This window comes from Streptosporangium sp. NPDC020145 (genome assembly GCF_040631275.1).
In the GTDB taxonomy this organism is placed as follows: domain Bacteria; phylum Actinomycetota; class Actinomycetes; order Streptosporangiales; family Streptosporangiaceae; genus Streptosporangium.
This window is the reverse complement of record NZ_JBEXZT010000001.1, coordinates 280,362-297,659: the sequence shown is the minus strand read 5'-3', so window position 1 is coordinate 297,659 and position 17,298 is coordinate 280,362. Positions and strand designations below refer to the sequence as shown.

Annotated in this window: 14 protein-coding genes; 10 read left to right on the top strand and 4 right to left on the bottom strand. The window is 71.9% G+C overall.

From position 1 onward, the window contains the following. Positions 1-77 precede the first annotated feature (77 nt). The 5 genes from zwf to ABZ463_RS01225 all read left to right on the top strand — a co-directional run bounded on the left by zwf (position 78) and on the right by ABZ463_RS01225 (position 5,908). Positions 78-1,553, top strand: coding sequence for a glucose-6-phosphate dehydrogenase (gene zwf, locus ABZ463_RS01245; RefSeq protein WP_352009356.1), 1,476 nt, complete (start codon positions 78-80; stop codon positions 1,551-1,553). Positions 1,554-1,591: 38 nt separating this feature from the next. Further along, positions 1,592-3,460 carry a phosphogluconate dehydratase gene (gene edd, locus ABZ463_RS01240; protein WP_352009355.1) on the top strand — a complete coding sequence of 623 codons (1,869 nt, stop codon included), beginning with the start codon at positions 1,592-1,594 and terminating at the stop codon, positions 3,458-3,460. 10 nt (positions 3,461-3,470) lie between these two features. After that, on the top strand, positions 3,471-4,439 hold the full coding sequence (locus ABZ463_RS01235) for a glucokinase (protein ID WP_352009354.1): 969 nt from the start codon (positions 3,471-3,473) through the stop codon (positions 4,437-4,439). Then, the gene (gene eda / locus ABZ463_RS01230) at positions 4,436-5,047 is read left to right on the top strand and encodes a bifunctional 4-hydroxy-2-oxoglutarate aldolase/2-dehydro-3-deoxy-phosphogluconate aldolase (RefSeq protein ID WP_352009353.1); all 612 of its coding nucleotides are present in this window, start codon (positions 4,436-4,438) and stop codon (positions 5,045-5,047) included. Before ABZ463_RS01235 ends, eda begins: the two co-directional genes overlap by 4 nt. 174 nt (positions 5,048-5,221) lie before the next feature. After that, positions 5,222-5,908 (top strand): AAA family ATPase, encoded by a 687-nt coding sequence (locus ABZ463_RS01225; protein ID WP_352009352.1) that lies wholly within the window; start codon positions 5,222-5,224, stop codon positions 5,906-5,908. Here ABZ463_RS01225 and ABZ463_RS01220 read toward each other — a convergent pair. Beyond that, complete coding sequence (locus ABZ463_RS01220) at positions 5,838-6,803, bottom strand: endonuclease/exonuclease/phosphatase family protein (RefSeq protein ID WP_362771831.1); 966 nt, start codon at positions 6,801-6,803, stop codon at positions 5,838-5,840. The two genes, ABZ463_RS01225 and ABZ463_RS01220, sit on opposite strands and share 71 nt — an antisense overlap. Before the next feature lie 187 nt (positions 6,804-6,990). Next, positions 6,991-7,575: a hypothetical protein gene (locus tag ABZ463_RS01215; protein ID WP_362771829.1), complete on the bottom strand. Its 585-nt coding sequence runs from the start codon at positions 7,573-7,575 to the stop codon at positions 6,991-6,993. Between the two features lie 176 nt (positions 7,576-7,751). On the opposite strand from ABZ463_RS01215, the gene ABZ463_RS01210 reads away from it, so the two are divergent. From ABZ463_RS01210 to ABZ463_RS01200, 3 genes are all read left to right on the top strand, one after another. Beyond that, positions 7,752-8,576, top strand: a complete 825-nt coding sequence (locus ABZ463_RS01210; protein WP_352009349.1) for a helix-turn-helix transcriptional regulator — start codon at positions 7,752-7,754, stop codon at positions 8,574-8,576. Then, complete coding sequence (locus tag ABZ463_RS01205) at positions 8,567-8,761, top strand: DUF397 domain-containing protein (RefSeq protein ID WP_352009348.1); 195 nt, start codon at positions 8,567-8,569, stop codon at positions 8,759-8,761. Before ABZ463_RS01210 ends, ABZ463_RS01205 begins: the two co-directional genes overlap by 10 nt. A gap of 327 nt (positions 8,762-9,088) precedes the next feature. Next, positions 9,089-10,486: a tetratricopeptide repeat protein gene (locus ABZ463_RS01200; RefSeq protein ID WP_362771827.1), complete on the top strand. Its 1,398-nt coding sequence runs from the start codon at positions 9,089-9,091 to the stop codon at positions 10,484-10,486. Here the strand turns inward: ABZ463_RS01200 and ABZ463_RS01195 are convergent. Continuing rightward, on the bottom strand, positions 10,475-10,927 hold the full coding sequence (locus tag ABZ463_RS01195; RefSeq protein WP_352009346.1) for an Lrp/AsnC family transcriptional regulator: 453 nt from the start codon (positions 10,925-10,927) through the stop codon (positions 10,475-10,477). The two genes, ABZ463_RS01200 and ABZ463_RS01195, sit on opposite strands and share 12 nt — an antisense overlap. 116 nt (positions 10,928-11,043) lie before the next feature. Between ABZ463_RS01195 and ABZ463_RS01190 the strand changes: the two genes are divergently transcribed. After that, positions 11,044-14,565 carry an indolepyruvate ferredoxin oxidoreductase family protein gene (locus tag ABZ463_RS01190; protein ID WP_362771825.1) on the top strand — a complete coding sequence of 1,174 codons (3,522 nt, stop codon included), beginning with the start codon at positions 11,044-11,046 and terminating at the stop codon, positions 14,563-14,565. Between the two features lie 71 nt (positions 14,566-14,636). Here the strand turns inward: ABZ463_RS01190 and ABZ463_RS01185 are convergent, their stop codons facing one another. Beyond that, positions 14,637-15,701, bottom strand: a complete 1,065-nt coding sequence (locus ABZ463_RS01185) for a LacI family DNA-binding transcriptional regulator (RefSeq protein WP_352009344.1) — start codon at positions 15,699-15,701, stop codon at positions 14,637-14,639. Between the two features lie 292 nt (positions 15,702-15,993). Here ABZ463_RS01185 and ABZ463_RS01180 point away from each other — a divergent pair, with 292 nt between their 5' ends. Next, entirely contained in the window at positions 15,994-17,271 is a 1,278-nt protein-coding gene (locus ABZ463_RS01180) for an ATP-binding cassette domain-containing protein (protein ID WP_352009343.1), read from the top strand. Positions 17,272-17,298: the final 27 nt, after the last annotated feature.

Genomic DNA, 17,298 nt, shown 5'->3' with positions numbered 1-17,298 from the left:
CCGCTTGTGCAGAGCGCAAGATCCGGATAGTGTCCGATCTATCCCTAATTCCGGTAGATCACCACGGAGTACTCCCCATGTCCGAGCTCCCGCAGTCCGCCGACCTGATCGTCTTCGGCGGTACAGGCGACCTCTCCATGCGGAAACTTCTCCCCGCGCTGTACCACTGCGACCGTGACGGCCGTCTCTCCCCCGAGACCCGCATCATCGCGATGTCCCGGGGCGGACTCGACGACGCCGACTTCCGCGGCAAGGTGGACGCCCAGGTCCGCGGCGCGGTACCGATCGACGACCTGAACGTCTGGGAACGCTTCCTCGGCAGGCTGCACCACGTCTCGGTCGACATCGGCGGCGAGGACACGGCCGGCTGGGAGCGGCTCGGCGCCATGCTCGCCGGGCACGAGCAGCGGACCCGGGTGTTCTACCTGGCCAGCCCGCCCATGACGTTCGGCCCCTTCTGCAGGCAGCTCGAACGTGTGGGGCTGGTCACCCCCGCCTCCCGGGTGGTGCTCGAAAAGCCGCTCGGCCGCGACCTGGCCAGCGCGCGGCGCATCAACGACGAGGTCGGCGCCATCTTCGACGAGCGCCAGATCCACCGCATCGACCACTACCTGGGCAAGGAGACCGTGCAGAACCTGCTCGTGCTCCGCTTCGCCAACGCCTTCCTTGAGCCGATCTGGAACTCCCTGTGGATCGACCACGTCCAGATCACCGCCTCGGAGACCGTCGGCACCCCCGGCAGGCGCGGCTACTACGACCACGCGGGCGCGCTGCGTGACATGGTACAGAACCATCTGCTCCAGCTCCTGTGCCTGGTCGCGATGGAGCCCCCCTCGCGCAACGACCGCGAGGCCATCCGCGACGAGAAGGTCAAGGTCCTGCAGGCGCTGCGGCCCATCGTCGGCGGCGAGGTCGACCGGTTCACCGTCCGCGGCCAGTACACCGCGGGCGAGTCCGGCGGCGAGCAGGTCCCCGGATACCTCGACGAGCCGGACGGCACCGCGCCGACCGAGACCTCGCGCCGGGTGGAGACCTTCGCCGCGATCCGCGCCGAGGTGAAGAACTGGCGCTGGGCGGGCGTCCCCTTCTACCTGCGCACGGGCAAGCGCATGCCCCACCGGTACTCGGAGATCGTGGTGCAGTTCAAGGACGTGCCCCACTCGATCTTCCCCGGCAGCGCGCCCAACCGGCTGGTGCTGCGGCTGCAGCCCAGCGAGGGCATCCAGCTGCACATCATGGCCAAGGAGCCGGGCGCCGGCGAGGTCGCCCTCAAGCCGGTTCCGCTCAGCCTGAGCTTCGCCGAGACCTTCACCACCCGGGTGCCCGAGGCCTACGAGCGGCTGCTCATGGACGTCCTGACCGGCAACCCCACCCTGTTCATGCGGCGTGACGAGGTCGAGGCCGCCTGGCGGTGGATCGACCCGATCCTCGGCGAGTGGGAGGCGCACGGCACCCTGCCCGAGCCGTACCCCGCGGGCACCTCGGGTCCCGCGGGGGCCCACGAGCTCCTCGGCCGCAGCGGCCGTACCTGGCACGAGGAGGCCTCGGAGTGAACGAGCCCGCAGACCACGACGACCGACGAGGAGGCCGGATGAACCCCGCCATCCAGGAGATCACCGACCGCCTGGCCGAGCGCAGCCGCGCCAGCCGTGGCGCCTACCTCGCCCGGCTCGACGCCGAGGCGAGGACGGCCCGCGAGCGCGGGCCCGCGCGCGGACACCTCGGCTGCGCCAACCTGGCCCACGGCTTCGCCGCCGCCGGCAGGGACAAGCCGGACCTGATGGCCAACGTCAAGCCCGGCGTCGCGATCGTGTCGAGCTACAACGACATGCTGTCGGCGCACCAGCCGTACGAGACCTATCCGCCGATCCTCAAGGCGGCCGTGCGCGCGGCGGGCGGCGTCGCGCAGTTCGCCGGCGGCGTGCCCGCCATGTGCGACGGCATCACCCAGGGCCGCGCGGGAATGGAGCTGTCGCTCTACAGCCGCGAGGTCATCGCGATGTCCACCGCGATCGCGCTCTCGCACGACATGTTCGACGCCGGTCTCATGCTGGGCGTCTGCGACAAGATCGTGCCGGGCCTGCTGATCGGCGCGCTGCACTTCGGCCACCTGCCCGCGGTGTTCGTGCCCGCGGGCCCGATGACCTCGGGCCTGCCCAACAAGGTCAAGGCACGCACCCGGCAGCTCTTCGCCGAGGGCAAGGTCGGCAGGGAGGAACTGCTCGACGCCGAGTCGCGCTCCTATCACTCGCCCGGCACCTGCACCTTCTACGGCACCGCCAACTCCAACCAGGTCATGATCGAGGTCATGGGCCTGCACCTGCCGGGCTCGACGTTCGTCAACCCGCGCACCGAGCTGCGTGAGGCCCTGACGAAGGCCGCGGGCAGGCGGGCGGTCGAGATCACCGTGCACGGCGAGGAGTACACCCCCGTGGGGCGGGTCGTCGACGAGAAGGCGATCGTCAACGCCTGTGTGGCACTGCTGGCCACCGGCGGCTCGACCAACCACACGATGCACCTGGTGGCCATCGCCGCCGCAGCGGGCATCGAGCTGCTCTGGGACGACCTGGCCGCGTTGTCGAAGGTGGTGCCGCTGCTGACCCGCATGTACCCCAACGGCCAGGCCGACGTGAACCACTTCCAGGCCGCGGGCGGCATGCAGGTGCTCATCGGCGACCTGCTCGACGCCGGGCTGCTCCACGCCGACGTGCTGACCGTCGCCGGACACGGCCTCGACCACTACCGCTCGGCCCCCGTCCTCAAGGACGGCGCGGACGGCGAGCTGCTGTGGGAGGAGCGCACCGAGGGCAGCACCGACCCCGACGTGCTGCGTCCCGTCTCCGAGGCCTTCTCCCCCGACGGCGGCATCCACATGCTCGACGGCAACCTGGGCCGCGCGGTCAGCAAGGTCTCCGCGGTCAAGCCGGAGCACCTGGTCGTCGAGGCCCCGGCGAAGGTCTTCGACGACCAGCTCGAACTGCTGCGCGCCTTCGAGGCGGGCGAGCTCGACGGCCAGGACTTCGTCGCCGTCATCCGCTACCAGGGACCCAGCGCCAACGGCATGCCCGAACTGCACAAGCTCACCCCGCCGCTGGCGGTGCTGCTCGACCGGGGGCAGCGGGTGGCCATCGTCACCGACGGCCGCATGTCCGGGGCCTCCGGCAAGGTTCCCGCGGCCATCCACCTGTCGCCCGAGGCCGCGCACGGCGGGCCGATCGCACTGGTCAGGGACGGCGACCCGATCCGTCTCGACTCGACGGCAGGCACCCTTGAGCTGCTCGTCCCCGCCGAGGAACTGGCGGCCCGCACCCCGCAGGGCGCCCCGCTCACCGACGCCCGGTGGGTCGGCACGGGACGTGAGCTGTTCGCCGCCTTCCGCCGTACGGCGGGCCCCGCCGAACGCGGCGCCGGGATCTTCGCCCTGAACGGCCACGCGGAGAGCCTTGAGGCCGGGGCATGAGGAACGCGCGATGGTGAGCCTGCCCTGGCTCCCCTGGCTTGTCGCCGACGTCGGGGGAACCAACGCCCGTTTCGGCCTGGTCACCGAGCCGGGCGGCGCCCCCGAGGCGGTGGCCGTGCTGGCCGGCGCCGATCACGAAGGGCTTCCCGAAGCCGTAGCCGCCTATCTCGCGGAACACGCGGGCGGAGTTCAGCCGGGAGCGGCCTGTATCGCGATCGCGGGTCCCGTCGAGGGAGACCGTTACCGGCTCACGAACGCGGGCTGGTCGGGCTCCGTGCACGCCCTCGGCATCCCCAACGCCGAACTGCTCAACGACTTCGAGGCCCTGGCCGCCTCCCTGCCCCACCTGGGCGGGGAGGATCTGGTCTCGCTCGGCGGCCCCGCGCCCTCGCACGGCATCAAGGCCGTGCTCGGGCCGGGAACGGGCCTCGGCGTCGGGGGTCTGGCGCCCGCGGCCGAGGGCTGGGTGCCGATCCCCAGCGAGGGCGGCCACGTCACCGTGCCGATCCTCGACGAGCGCGACCACGAGATCGTCCGCGCGCTGCGCTCCGAGGGGCTCGAACACGTGATCGCCGAGCACCTGCTGTCCGGCCCCGGCCTGACCCGGCTGCACCGTGCCCTGGCACTGGTGCGCGGGACCGACGCGCCGCGCCTGACCGCCGCCGACATCGTGGCCAGGATGGACGACTCGCTGTGCGCGGAGACCGTCGAGGTGTTCTGCTGCATGCTCGGCACCTTCGCCGGGAACGTGGCGCTCACCCTGGGCGCCAGGGGCGGCGTCTATCTCGGCGGCGGCGTGCTGCCCCGTATGGTGGGACGGGTTCTCTCCAGCGGCTTCCGCCGCCGGTTCGAGAGCACCCCCATGCTGAACGACTACCTTTCCGGCATCGCCACGAACCTGATCGTGGCGCCCCAGCCCGCGCTCGTCGGCGCGGCGGCGTGGCTGAGCCAGCGCCTGTCCAACATGGAGTATCGATGAGTCTGCTCGACATCGCCCCGGTGATCCCGGTCGTCGTGATCGACGACCCGGAGACCGCGGTCCCCATGGCCCGTGCCCTGGTCCGGGGCGGCCTGCCCGTGATCGAGGTCACCCTCCGCACCGAGGGCGCGCTGGAGGCCGTCGAGCGGATCGCCGCCGAGGTGCCCGAGGCCGTCATCGGCGCGGGGACCGTCCGTACCGGAGCGGACGTGGACGCCGCCGTCAAGGCCGGTGCCCGGTTCCTGGTCAGCCCCGGCTCCACGCCCTCGCTGCTGGACGCCATGCGGGACAGCGGCGTGCCGTTCCTGCCGGGTGTCGCGACCGCCTCCGAGGTTCTGGCGCTGGCCGAGCGCGGCCTGACCGAGATGAAGTTCTTCCCCGCCGAGGCCGCGGGCGGGCTGCCGTACCTGAAGGCGCTGGCCGGACCGCTGGCGGAGGTGCGGTTCTGCCCGACGGGCGGCATCAAGCCCGCGACGGCCGCGACCTACCTCGCGCTGCCCAACGTCGGGTGTGTCGGCGGCAGCTGGCTCACCCCGGCGGACGCGCTGGCCTCCGGTGACTACTCCCGCATCGAGCGACTGGCCGCGGAGGCCGCCGCTCTCCGCTGAGCGGCGTTCACGGGGTGGAGCCGGGAGCACCGTTCCTTTACCCTGTAGGGGCGAGGGGAGTACTTCCCAAGAGCCGACCCGGTCAGTACGGACGTCCCACGGCGTCCCCGGGCGGCCGCCCGCACGGCGCGGGTGAAGGAGACCTCGGATGACCGCGTCATTCGAGGAGTCGCCATGCCCACCCTCCCCTCCCCCACCGGCGACACGCCCTCCTTTCCTCTCGGGGGAGGGGCCGCGACGGTCCTGACCTATCCGCCGGGTTCCCTGGTCCTGCTCGCGGGTCTCCCCGGCGCGGGCAAGAGCACTCTGCTCGACCGGCTGTACGGCCTCAGCGGCGACGAACGGGAGCCGGTCGCCGCCGGTGGTACCCGGGTGATCGACTCACGGCAGTCACGCAACTGGTGGGCCCGCTATCTCGGGCCGGTCCCACATCGGGCCCGCACTCCGCTCGTGCATGCCACACATGTGTGGCGGATCGCACGGGCGGTGCTCGGCGGGCACGACGTGGTCGCGCACACCCGGGGCACCTGGCCGCACATTCTGCACGGCTTCGCCTGGCTGGCCCGCAGGGCAGGCGGCGAGGTCCACCTCGTCCTGCTCGACGTCGACCCGGAGACGGCGCGGGCCGGGCAGCGCGCCCGGGGGCGCACGGTCACCGCGACGACCTTCGCCAGGCACCGTCGCCGCTGGCGGGACCTGGTCGGCCGGGCCCGGCGCGGCCCCCTGCCGCCCGCCGCGGGTGTGACCCTGCTGGACAGGCCGGCGGCGGACCGGGTCGGCGCGATCCGCTTCACCGGCCCGCGCCGGCCTCCCTCCCGGAGGGGAAACGCAGGTCGGCCAGGATCGGCCGGTGGTCGCTGACCGACCTGGGCAGCACCCGGCTGTCGAGCACCTCCAACCCCCGGGTGAGCACGTGGTCGAGGCGCACCAGGGGCAGCATGGCCGGCCAGGTGAACTGCAGGCCGGAGCCCGCCCGCTCGGCCGCGGGTGAGAGCGTCTCGGTGAGCGCGCGCAGCTCCCGGTCGGTCGAGGCGGTGTTGAGGTCGCCGACGACGATGATCCGGGGGCTCGGATCGGCCCTGATCGCCGCGGCCAGCGCCTCGACCTGGGCGTTGCGCTCGGCGATGACCCACCGCTCCCCCGGGCGGAAGGACGCCAGGTGCACGGCGTAGAGGTTGACCCGGCCGTGCGGGGTACGGATGGTCGCCCACCGGGAGCGCGGCACCCCGGGCACCGACTTGGGCCTGCCCACGAAGGGATATCTGCTCCACACCGCGATGCCGGGGTTGTCGGGGAACCGGTAGGGCAGGCCGGGGTCGATCTCCGCGGCGAAGGCGGGATCGACCGTCCCGTTCATCAGGACCGGGTCGTCGTAGAGCTCGGCCGCCACCAGGATGTCGGGGCGCGCCGCGCGAAGGGCCCTCGCGGTCCCGGCGAGGTCGGGGTTGGCCATGTTGACGTTCTGGTGGACCACGCGCAGGTCCGGCTGCCCGGCCCGGACGACCGGCACGAACGCGGGCCCGAACATCACCCCCCACGTCACGGCCGGAACCAGCGCCCCCGCGGTGGCGAGCCGTGACCTCCTGGCAAGAGCGGCCACGGCCAGCAGCGGGACCACGAGACCGAACCACGGCAGGGCGCTGTCGAGCGTGTTGCCCCATCCCCGCCAGTTCGGCACCAGCCGGTGCCCGGCGAGGACGAGGGCGGTCAGTGTGCCCGCGGCCGCGACGAGCCCGCCCCGAAACCGCTGCGCCATGACGTTCCAGAGATCCCTTCGACGGCCGGGCCCGCGCGTACGGCCCCGCCGTGGGATCCGGGGCCGCGCGGAACGGTCCACGCCCCGGGTCCGCCGTACTCGGTGGCCGGGCGGACGACTCTACCGCCGTCCGCCCCTTTCCGCCCCGCCCGGCAGGACCAGGCGGAAAGGGGCGTCTCTTTCTGGCCTACCGGACGGGTACCGGGCGTGGACGGCTCCCGTCCGTCACGCCCGGCGCGACCCCGGCCGCGAGCATGACCCCGGACACGGCCGACGGCCGCGACAGGGCGGGGGAAGGCGGCTCCTCAGGACGGTCCCCCGTGACCGGCCCTCGCAACGCCCTGCCCGGCGGCGGCACCGTCCTGTCCGGCGGAGGCGCGAAGGAGGGGCGGCGTTCCCCCGGCCGCCCTGCCTGCCCGTCGCCGTGCTCGCCGCTGTGATCGCCTCCGCGCTCGCCTCCGTACCCGCCGTCCTGTCCGCCGTCCAGCTCGACGTAACGCAGCATCACCCCACGCGCGACGGTCGCGGGGTTGTCCACCCCGTAGACGGCGTAGAGCCGCCGTCCCGTCCGCCGCGACAGGTGTCCGGCCCACCAGCGGTAGACCGTTCCGTCCGTCCAGACCACCAGGTCTCCGTGCACGGAGACCAGCGCCAGACCGTAACCCCCGTGGACGTCACCCTTGACTCCCCGACTGGCCAGCTCGTCATTGAGCAGACCTGCGGCACGCACGGCGGGCGTCCAGGCGGATGTGCCGTGGACGATCGTCACCACCGTCCACCTCCTCTCGGTAATCGATGCAAGCGATTCTTCGTTTCCACTTCCCAGAGTGAACAGGAGTGATTACTTTCTGTAGATGTTCGACTACGAAGAGGTACATGCACCTCGGTTCGGGTCGGCTGTAGGTTCCACCCCGACCCCTGTAGGACCCAGAAAGACGGGAGCCCCCCATGCCCGCCCCCAAAGAGCTGGACCCCAGCACGAGCGTCAGCGCTTACTGGGGTTCCGAGCTGCGCAGGTTGCGCGAGGCGATGGGCTGGAGCCAGCAGGAGCTGGCCAGACGGACCTCGTACTCCACCTCACTGGTCGGCTTGATCGAGACCGCCGCACGTGCTCCCACCAGGAAGTTCGCACAGAGATGCGATGAGGTCCTGGAGACCGGCGGCACCCTCGTCAAGCTCTGGCCGCTGATCGGCAGGGAGTCCTCCCCCGCGTGGGTGCGCTCGCTGTTCGAGCTGGAGTGGGAGGCAAGGACGCTGCGTAACTATCAGCTGTCGGTGGTTCCCGGGTTGCTACAGACCGAGGACTACGCACGGGCGCTGACCCGGGCGGGAAGGCCGTTCGACACCGAGAAGGAGGTTGAGGAGATGATTACTGTGCGTATGCAACGCCAGCGACTGCTCGACCGGCCGGACCCGCCGATCCTCTTCGTCCTGCTGGACGAAGCCGTGCTGACCCGCCCCATCGGTGGCGGCGCGGTCATGCGCGCGCAGTTGCAACACCTTCTGGATGCCACGATGCGACCGCGGATCACCATCCAGGTGATCCCCTTCGACGTGGGCGCCTATGCCGGGCTCGCAGGGCCCATCTTGGTCCTGTCCTTCAAAGGCGCCCCCGACATCGTGTACATGGAGAACGCGGAAGCCGCACAGCTTCTGATCGATCCAGCGCGGGTCGACCCTCTATCGGCCCAGTTCGACGCCCTGCGCTCATATGCCCTACCCCAGGCCGCATCGGCGGCCTTCATCGAGAAAAGGATGCATTCATGGACCTGACCGGCGCACAGTGGCGCAAGAGCAGCCGTAGCAACGGAAACGGCGGCGAGTGCGTGGAGGTGGCCGACAACCTCCCCGGCGTCATCGCGGTTCGCGACAGCAAGAACCCCGATGGCCCGGCTCTGCTGTTCAGCCCCCAGGTTTGGGCCGACTTCCTGACGCGTGTCAAGACCGGCGTGGTCTGACACAGGTCCGTGAGGCCCCCGCTCCGGCGGGGGCCTCGTGCTTTTTCGCTCCCGTTTTTGGGGTTTCTTGACCGGCTGCTCCCCGAGGGGCTCGTGCCCGCGGTGCTAGCTTTCTCATGATCGAGAACCTGAACGGGGGCTTTTCGAAAAGGACGCCGAACGTGGGTTTCACGCAGTACTCGACCCGGTTTCGCCGCGTTTCCCGAGAGATCATTTCCGGAAAAATCCGGATAATGTGCCGTCGGCCGGTTCCCGTTCCCCACCGTTCCACGCGGAACGACGGGCCGCCGTGGCCCGGCCACCTCTGAGAGCGCGGAGGCGAGACGCGTGCGCAGATTCCTGCCGTTGCTCGGCTGCCTGACGGCGGGCGGCGTCCTGCTGGCCCTGTTCGGCCCCGGTGATCCGGCACCCGGTCCCGGAACACCGCCCGGAGCCTCGACCGGACCTGACGGGTCCTCCGCCGGAGGCTCACGGACCTCCCGGACGCGGACCGACCCCGTCGCGGACGCGCGCGCCCGCCTGCGTGAGCATCCCGCCGACGCGCGGGCCTGGACGGCGCTCGGCGACGCCCATCTCGACGCGGCGGGGCGCACCGGCGACCCGGCCCACTACGCCCTGGCGCGCTCGGCCTTCAGGTACTCGCTGAACCTGTCCCCCGAGGCCGACGCGATGATCGGCATGGGTGTGATCGCCAACGTCAGGCACGACCACGGCGCCGCCCGTGCTTGGGGAACACGGGCCCGCAGGACCGCGCCGCGCCGCTGGCCGCTGTACACGGTGCTGGCCGACGCCTACACCGGGCTCGGCCGGTACGACAGGGCGGACCTCGCCCTGAGGCGGATGCTCGGCGGCACCCCGGACGTGGCCTCGCTCACCCGGGCCGCCGACCTGCTGCGGCTGCGCGGTGAGAGCCAGCGGGCCAGGGCCGTGCTCCGCAGGGCCGGGTTCGCGGCCTCCTCCCCCGCGGAGCTGGCGTGCCAGGCCTACGGGCTCGGCGAGCTCGAATGGAGCCTGGGACGGCCGCGGCGGGCCGTACGCGCCTACGGGAGGGCGCTCGCCGCCGACCCCGAGCACGCCCCCTCGTACGCGGGACGGGCCAGGGCGGAGGCGGCGCTCGGCTGGACCGGCGCGGCGATCCGCGACTACGGCGCCGCGTCGGCCCGCGACCCCGGCTACACGGCCGACCTCGGCGAGCTGTACGAGTACCTCGGGCGGCCGGAGCGGGCCGCGCGGCAGTACGCCCTGTTCACCTCCCACGGCCTGGCGAGGGTGGACGCGCTGAGGGCGGGACGATTCGAGGCCGACCACGGCGACCCCGCCTCCGCCGTACGGCGCCTGCGGGCCGAGTGGAACGGGCACGGCGGCGCGGACGTCGCCGACGCCCTGGCGTGGGCGCTGCACCGGGCCGGCCACGACGCCGAGGCGGCCGGGTACGCCGCCCGTGCCGAACCCCCCGGCTCCCGGAACGCGCAGGCCGCCTACCACCGGGGCGAGATCGCGCGTGCCCTCGGCGACACGGCCGCCGCCCGCGCCCACCTGGCCAGGGCGTTGCGGATCAACCCCTACTTCTCCCTCGACGGCGCGCCCCGGGCCAGGCAGGCGCTGATCGACCTGCCCAGGACGCCGCCCCCTCCCCCGCCCGCGCCCTCTCCCAAGCCGTCGTCCAAGCCGTCGCCCTCCGGGGCTCCCGCCCCGTCCGCCGCGCCGCGGAGGTCACAGCGGTAGGACGCCACCGGGCTTGAGGGCCTTCATGGCGATCTGGGAGGTCAGCTTGTCGAGGCCGGGCAGTTTGCCGAGCCGTTCGAGGCACAGCTGGCTGTAGGCCTCCATGTCGGGCACCGCGATCCGCAGCACGTAGTCGGGGCGGCCGAACATGCGCAGGCACTCGACCACGTCCTCGATCTCCAGGACCGCGGCCTCGAAGGCGGTGACGGTCTCCGCGTCCTGGCCCTCAAGCTCCACATACGCCAGAACCTGGAAGCCGCGCCCGACGGCCGCCGGGTCGATGACGGCCCGGTAACCGCTGATCACCCCCGACTCCTCAAGGTTGCGGACCCGGCGCAGACAGGGCGAGGGAGTGAGCCTCACCCGCTCGGCGAGTTCGAGGTTGCTGAGCCTGCCCTCCACCTGGAGAAGGCCGATGATTGCGCGATCTGTGGCATCCATGGCATCGGATGCTATCCACTCAGCAGTGGACAATAAATATTGACATCATATTTCGGACAGCCTGACATAACCTTGCGGCAACCAAAGTGCACCACGGCAAGACGGGACCACCGATCATGACGATCTCCGCCGAAACCCGCGCAACGGCTCCCGACGACCGATACGCCCTCGAAGAGGGCCAGGTGTTCATGACCGGCACGCAGGCCCTGGTCCGCGTGATCCTCGACCAGATGCGCGCCGACCGCGCGGCCGGTCTCGAAACCGGCGCCATGGTCTCCGGCTACCCCGGTTCCCCCCTCGGGGGCTTCGACCTCGAACTCTCCCGCTCGCGGCGGCACGCCGAGCCCCTGGACGTCGTGCACCGTCCCGGCCAGAACGAGGAGCTCGGCGCCACGGCCGTCTGGGGCAGCCAGCTCGTCCCCGGCCTGCCCCGGCCGCGCAAGGCCGGCGTCCTCGGCGTCTGGTACGGCAAGGCCCCCGGTGTCGACCGCGCCGCCGACGCGCTGCGGCACGGCAACTTCGTCGGCGCCCACCCCGACGGCGGCCTGATCGCCCTGTGCGGGGACGACCCGATCTGCAAGTCCTCCACGCTCCCCTCGGCGACGGAGAGCACGCTGGCCTCCTTCGGCATGCCGATCGTCCATCCGGGAAGCGTCCAGGAGCTGCTCGACCTCGGCCGCCACGCCATCGCCGCCTCCCGGGCCAGCGGCCTGTGGGTTGCCGTCAAGACGGTGACCGACGTCGTCGACGCCAGCGGCACGGTCGAGGTGGGACCCGGCCGTGTGGTCCCGGTCACGCCCGTCGTCGAGTACCAGGGCAGGCCGTACCGGCACACGCCCGACGCGACCCTGCTCACGCCGTGGTCACTGGAGATGGAGCGGACCCTCACCGGCCCGCGCCTCGACCTGGCCCGTGCCTACGCCAGGGAGAACGGCCTCAACCGCGTCACCGTCGACCCCCGGGACGCCTGGCTCGGCGTCGTCGCCTCCGGCACCGCCTACTACGACGTGTGCGAGGCCTTCCGCAGGCTGGGCGTCGACCCGGCGGAGCTCGGCGTCCGCGTCCTCAAGATAGGCATGATCTGGCCGCTCGAACCGGAGATCGTCAGGACCTTCGCCAGGGGGCTCAAGGAGATCCTCGTCGTCGAGGAGAAGGACCCGCTGCTTGAGGGCCTGGTCAAGGACGTCCTGTACGGCACCGCCGACGCCCCCCGCGTGCTGGGCAAGCTCGACGAGAACGGCGCCCCGCTGATCCCGAGGAGCGGCGGCGTCGACGCCGACCTGGCGGCGAAGGCGCTGGCCTTCCGGCTGCGCAGGGCCGGACTCGACCCGGCGGCCGGCGACCGGGTCGACAGGGGGCTGGCGGTGATCTCCCGTCCGGCGCCGCTGAAGCTGCTCGGCCCTCAGCGCACCCCCTTCTTCTGTTCCGGCTGCCCGCACAACCGCTCGACCGCGGTGCCCGACGGCGCCCCCGTCGGCGCGGGGATCGGCTGCCACACGATGATCGTGATCAACCGCGAGGGCAAGGGCACGCTGACCGGCCTGACCCAGATGGGCGGCGAGGGGGCGCAGTGGATCGGGCAGGCGCCCTTCACCGACACCCCGCACATCTTCCAGAACCTGGGGGACGGCACCTTCCACCACTCGGGCTCGCTGGCCGTACGGGCGGCCGTCGGCGCGGGGGTCAACATCACCTACAAGCTGCTCTACAACAGCGCGGTCGCGATGACCGGCGGGCAGACGATCACCCCGTCGCTCGCGGTGGCCGACCTGACCCGCTGGCTGGAGACCGAGGGCGTGCGCAGGGTGATCGTCACGACCGACGAGCCCGAGCGTTACCGGGGGGTCAGACTCTCCCGGATCGCCGAGGTCCGCGACCGGAGCGCGCTCGAACAGGCGCAGCGGGAGCTGGCCTCGATCCCCGGCGTGACCGTGCTGGTCCACGACCAGCAGTGCGCGGCGGAGAAGCGGCGGCTGCGCAAACGGGGCGAGCTGCCCGACCCGGTCAGGCGGGTGGCCATCAACCAGCGGGTGTGCGAGGGCTGCGGCGACTGCGGGCAGAAGTCGGAGTGCCTGTCCGTGCTCCCGGTCGAGACGGAGTTCGGCCGCAAGACCGAGATCCACCAGTCCTCGTGCAACAAGGACTACTCGTGCGTCGAGGGCGACTGCCCGTCCTTCGTGACCGTCGTGCCCGGCAAGGACACCCGGCGGCGCCGGGCCGTACCCGTGCCGCCCGAGCTGCCCGCGCCCGAGCAGCGCGCCGGGGAGACGACGATCAGGCTGGTCGGCATCGGCGGGACCGGAGTGGTCTCCGTGGCGCAGATGCTCGGCACCGCGGCGATGCTGGACGGCAAGCGCTCACGCGGGCTCGACCAGACCGGCCTGGCCCAGAAGGGCGGCACCGTCGTCTCCGACGTCCGGATCTTCGAGGACGGCGAGGACCGCTCCGCGCGGGCGGGCACCGGCGCGGTCGACGCCTACCTGGCGCTCGACCTGCTCGGCGCAACCGACCCCAAGCACCTGAGCGCCGCCGACCCCGGGCGGACCGTCGCGGTGGTCTCGACCAGCCTGGTCCCCACCGGTTCCATGGTCGTCGACCCGTCCAGGCACGTCACCGAACTCGGCTCACCGATCGGCGCGCTCGAGTCACGCACCAGGAGCGAACTGAACGTCTACCTCGACGCCGAGGACCTGGCCCAGGCGCTGTTCGGCGACCACATGCCGGCCAACACGATCGTGGTCGGCGCGGCCTGGCAGCGCGGGCTCATCCCGCTGAGCCTGGAGTCGATCGAGCGGGCCGTACGGCAGAGCGGGGGCAAGACCGCCGACCTGACGATCGCCGCCTTCCACTGGGGCAGGGCCGTCGTCGCCGCCCCCGAGGCCGTCGCCGAGGCGGCCCGCCCGCCCGCGCCGCCCGCCTCCCGTCCCGACCCGGAGCTCGCCCGGCTCGTCGGCTCGATCGCCGAGCCCGGCACCGAACTGCACCGCCTTCTGACGGTCAGGGTGCCCGACTTGGCCGCCTACCAGAACCCGCGCTACGCGGCCGGTTACGCCGAGGCGGTGCGCGCGGTCAAGGCCGAGGAGGAGAAGGCCTCTGGGGGGACCTCCGGGGACTCGCTGCCGATCACCGAGGCCTACGCACGTCACCTGCACCGGCTCATGGCCTACAAGGACGAGTACGAGGTCGCCAGACTGCACCTCGACCCGGCCGAGCGGGCCAGGATCGCCGCCGAGTTCGGGCCGGGTGCGAAGATCTCCTACAACCTGCACCCGCCGGTGCTGCGTGCCATGGGCATGAACCGCAAGATCCGCCTCGGCACCTGGTTCGACCCCGCCTTCCGCCTGCTGTACGGCATGCGCGGGCTGCGCGGCACCCGGCTGGACCCGTTCGGCATGGCCGGGGTGCGCAGGACCGAGCGGGCGCTGGTCGTGGAGTACACCCGCGACGTGCGGCGGGCCCTGTCCCACCTGACCCCCGAGACCGCGGCGACGGTTCTGGAACTGGCCGAACTGCCGGACGTCGTGCGCGGTTACGAGCACGTCAAGATGCGCAACGTGGCCGCCTACCGGGCCTCCGCCGCCTCCCTTCTCGGCCGCCTTTCCGGCGGCCGCAGGCCCGGCTCCCCCGAACGGGGCTGAGCCGGGGCCGCGAGACCCTCCGCACCGGTCAACGGCGCCCGGTGCGGAGAGGCGGCCCGCATCCGGCGGGTCTAACGGTTCACCAGCGGGCCGGAGCCGGTCGAGCGGCGTACGACCAGCTCGGGCTGGAAGACCAGTTCGACGTTCCTGCCCCGGGTGCCGCTGATCTCCTCGATGAGGGCCGCGACGGCGGCCGCGGCCATCGCGGCGACGGGCTTGCGGACGGTGGTCAGCGGCGGGTCGGTGAAGGCGATCAGCGGCGAGTCGTCGAAGCCGACCACCGAGACGTCCTCGGGCACGGACAGCCCCCGTTCCCGGCAGGCCCTGATCACGCCGAGCGCCATCAGGTCGGAGGCGCAGACGATCCCGGTGCAACCCTGTTCGAGCAGCCGGACCGCGGCGGCCTGGCCGCCCTCGACGGAGAACAGCGAGTGCGAGATCAGCTCGTCGGTCTCGTCCGCGCCGAGCAGGTGCGCCATCGCCTGGCGGTAGCCCTCGATCTTGCGGATCACCGGCACGTACCGGCGCGGCCCGAGGGCCATGCCGATCCGCTCGTGCCCGAGGTCCACCAGGTGCTGCACGGCCAGCCACGCCGCCGCCCTGTCGTCGGGGGAGATGAAGGGGGCCTCGATCCGGTCGCTGTAGCCGTCCAGCAGCACGATCGGCAGGCCCCGGCCGACCAGTCGGGTGTAGCGCTCGACGTCGGCGGTGGTGTCGGCGTGCAGCCCGGAGACGAAGACGATGCCGCTGGCCCCCCGCTCCGTCAGCATCTCGGTGAACTCGTCCTCGGGGGCGCCGCCGGGAAGCTGGGTGCACAGCACCGGGGTGTAGCCGTGCTGGGTCAGCTCTCTTCCGAGAGCCTGGGCGAACGCGGGGAAGATCGGGTTGTCCAGCTCGGGGATCACCAGGCCGACCACCCCGTTGCTGCTCCCGCGCGGGCGCTGCGGGCGCTCGTAGCCGAGCACGTCCAGCGCGGCCAGCACCGCCTGCCTGGTCGTGACCGCCACGCCCGGCCTGCCGTTGAGCACCCGGCTGACCGTGGCCTCGCTCACTCCCGCCCGCGCCGCGATGTCGGCCAGTCTGACGCCCGCGCCGTCGAGGCGGGGCCGGGGGACCCGCGGGAGTTCGCCGTCCATCACAAGCACCCCACCATGCGGCCGAGCGGGGCGCAAGCCAGACGGCATCCGGCCCCCGTGAAAGGGTTCGCACAACTTTTCGCAAACTGTAACATTCAGCGACCGTCATCACGATCAGCACCTGAACCCTTGTCGTCGCGACGTCGGCCACCCGGAGCCGGGCTCCGGAAGTGGCCCGAAGGCAAGCGATTTCTAACCACATCTATGGACACACAGGTGAATGTCGCGATGTACTACCTCATCAATCACACGGCTGGATCCGGGCAGCGGAGTCCGGGAGGAACGAGCGCGCATGAGTACCGTCGTCCTCGACAATGTGACCAAGGTCTACCCCGGCGGGTACCTCGCGGTTGACCGCATCAACCTGCGCGCCGAGAACGGGGAGTTCCTTGTCCTGCTGGGGCCCTCGGGATGCGGTAAGTCCACGCTGCTACGGATGATCGCCGGGCTTGAGGAGGTCACCTCGGGCGACCTGTGGCTCGGCGGCACCCTCGCCAACGACCTGCCGCCGCGTGAGCGTGACGTCGCCATGGTCTTCCAGAACGGCGCGCTCTACCCGCACCGCACCGTGCGGGGCAACATGGCCTTCCCCCTGGAGATCGCCAAGGCCGACCCCGCCCTGGTGCGCGAGCGGGTGACCGAGCTGTCGAAGGCGCTGCACATCGACGAGACCCTCGACCGCCGTCCTGGAACGCTCTCCGGTGGCCAGCGCCAGCGTGTCGCGATGGGCAGGGCGATCGTCCGCCAGCCCTCGCTGTTCCTGATGGACGAGCCGCTGTCCAACCTCGACGCGGGCATGCGCACCGAGATGCGCATGGAGATCTCCTCGCTGGTCCGTTCCCTCGGCGTGACCACCATCTACGTCACCCACGACCAGGTCGAGGCCCTGACCCTGGCCGACCGCATCGCCATCATGAACCGCGGCGTGCTCCAGGACCTGGGCACCCCGGGACAGGTCTACAACGACCCGGCGACCGCCTTCACCGCGGCCTTCCTCAGCTCCCAGCAGCTCAACCTGCTGTCGGCCGTGGTCAAGACCCCGCAGAACCAGTTCATCATGCTGGACTTCGGGCCACACCAGATCACCATTCCTTGGACCGATCCCAGGGCGTACGTGATCTCCCAGCACGTCGGCCGTCAGATCATCGTCGGCCTGCGTCCCGACTGCCTCGCCCCGGTGCCGGAGACGTTCGAGGGCCCGGTCTTCTTCGGCCGGGTCAGGGCGCTTGAGTACCACGGCCACGAGTGGCTCGCCTACGTCGAGAGCGGCATCCAGTCCGTCGCCGTCCCCGAGCCGCCCGACCCGCGCCACAACGCCCACGCGATGGCCGCCTCCGGTGGCCGTGCGATGGCGGCCATCCGCAGGCTGCTGCCCGGCCGGTCCGCACAGGCCGAGACCGAGTACGGAAACGAGCAGGCGAGCGGGACCCATCGCAGGGCCGACCTCATCGTCCGGCTCGGCGCTCGTCCCGTCTGGCGGGCGGGGGAGCCCGCCAGGGTCGGCGTGGACGCCAGCCGGTTGATGCTCTTCACCGTGGACGGCTCGCGCATCGACCCGCCCCGTCGCTGAGCGGGACCGGACGCGCCCTGGGCGGAC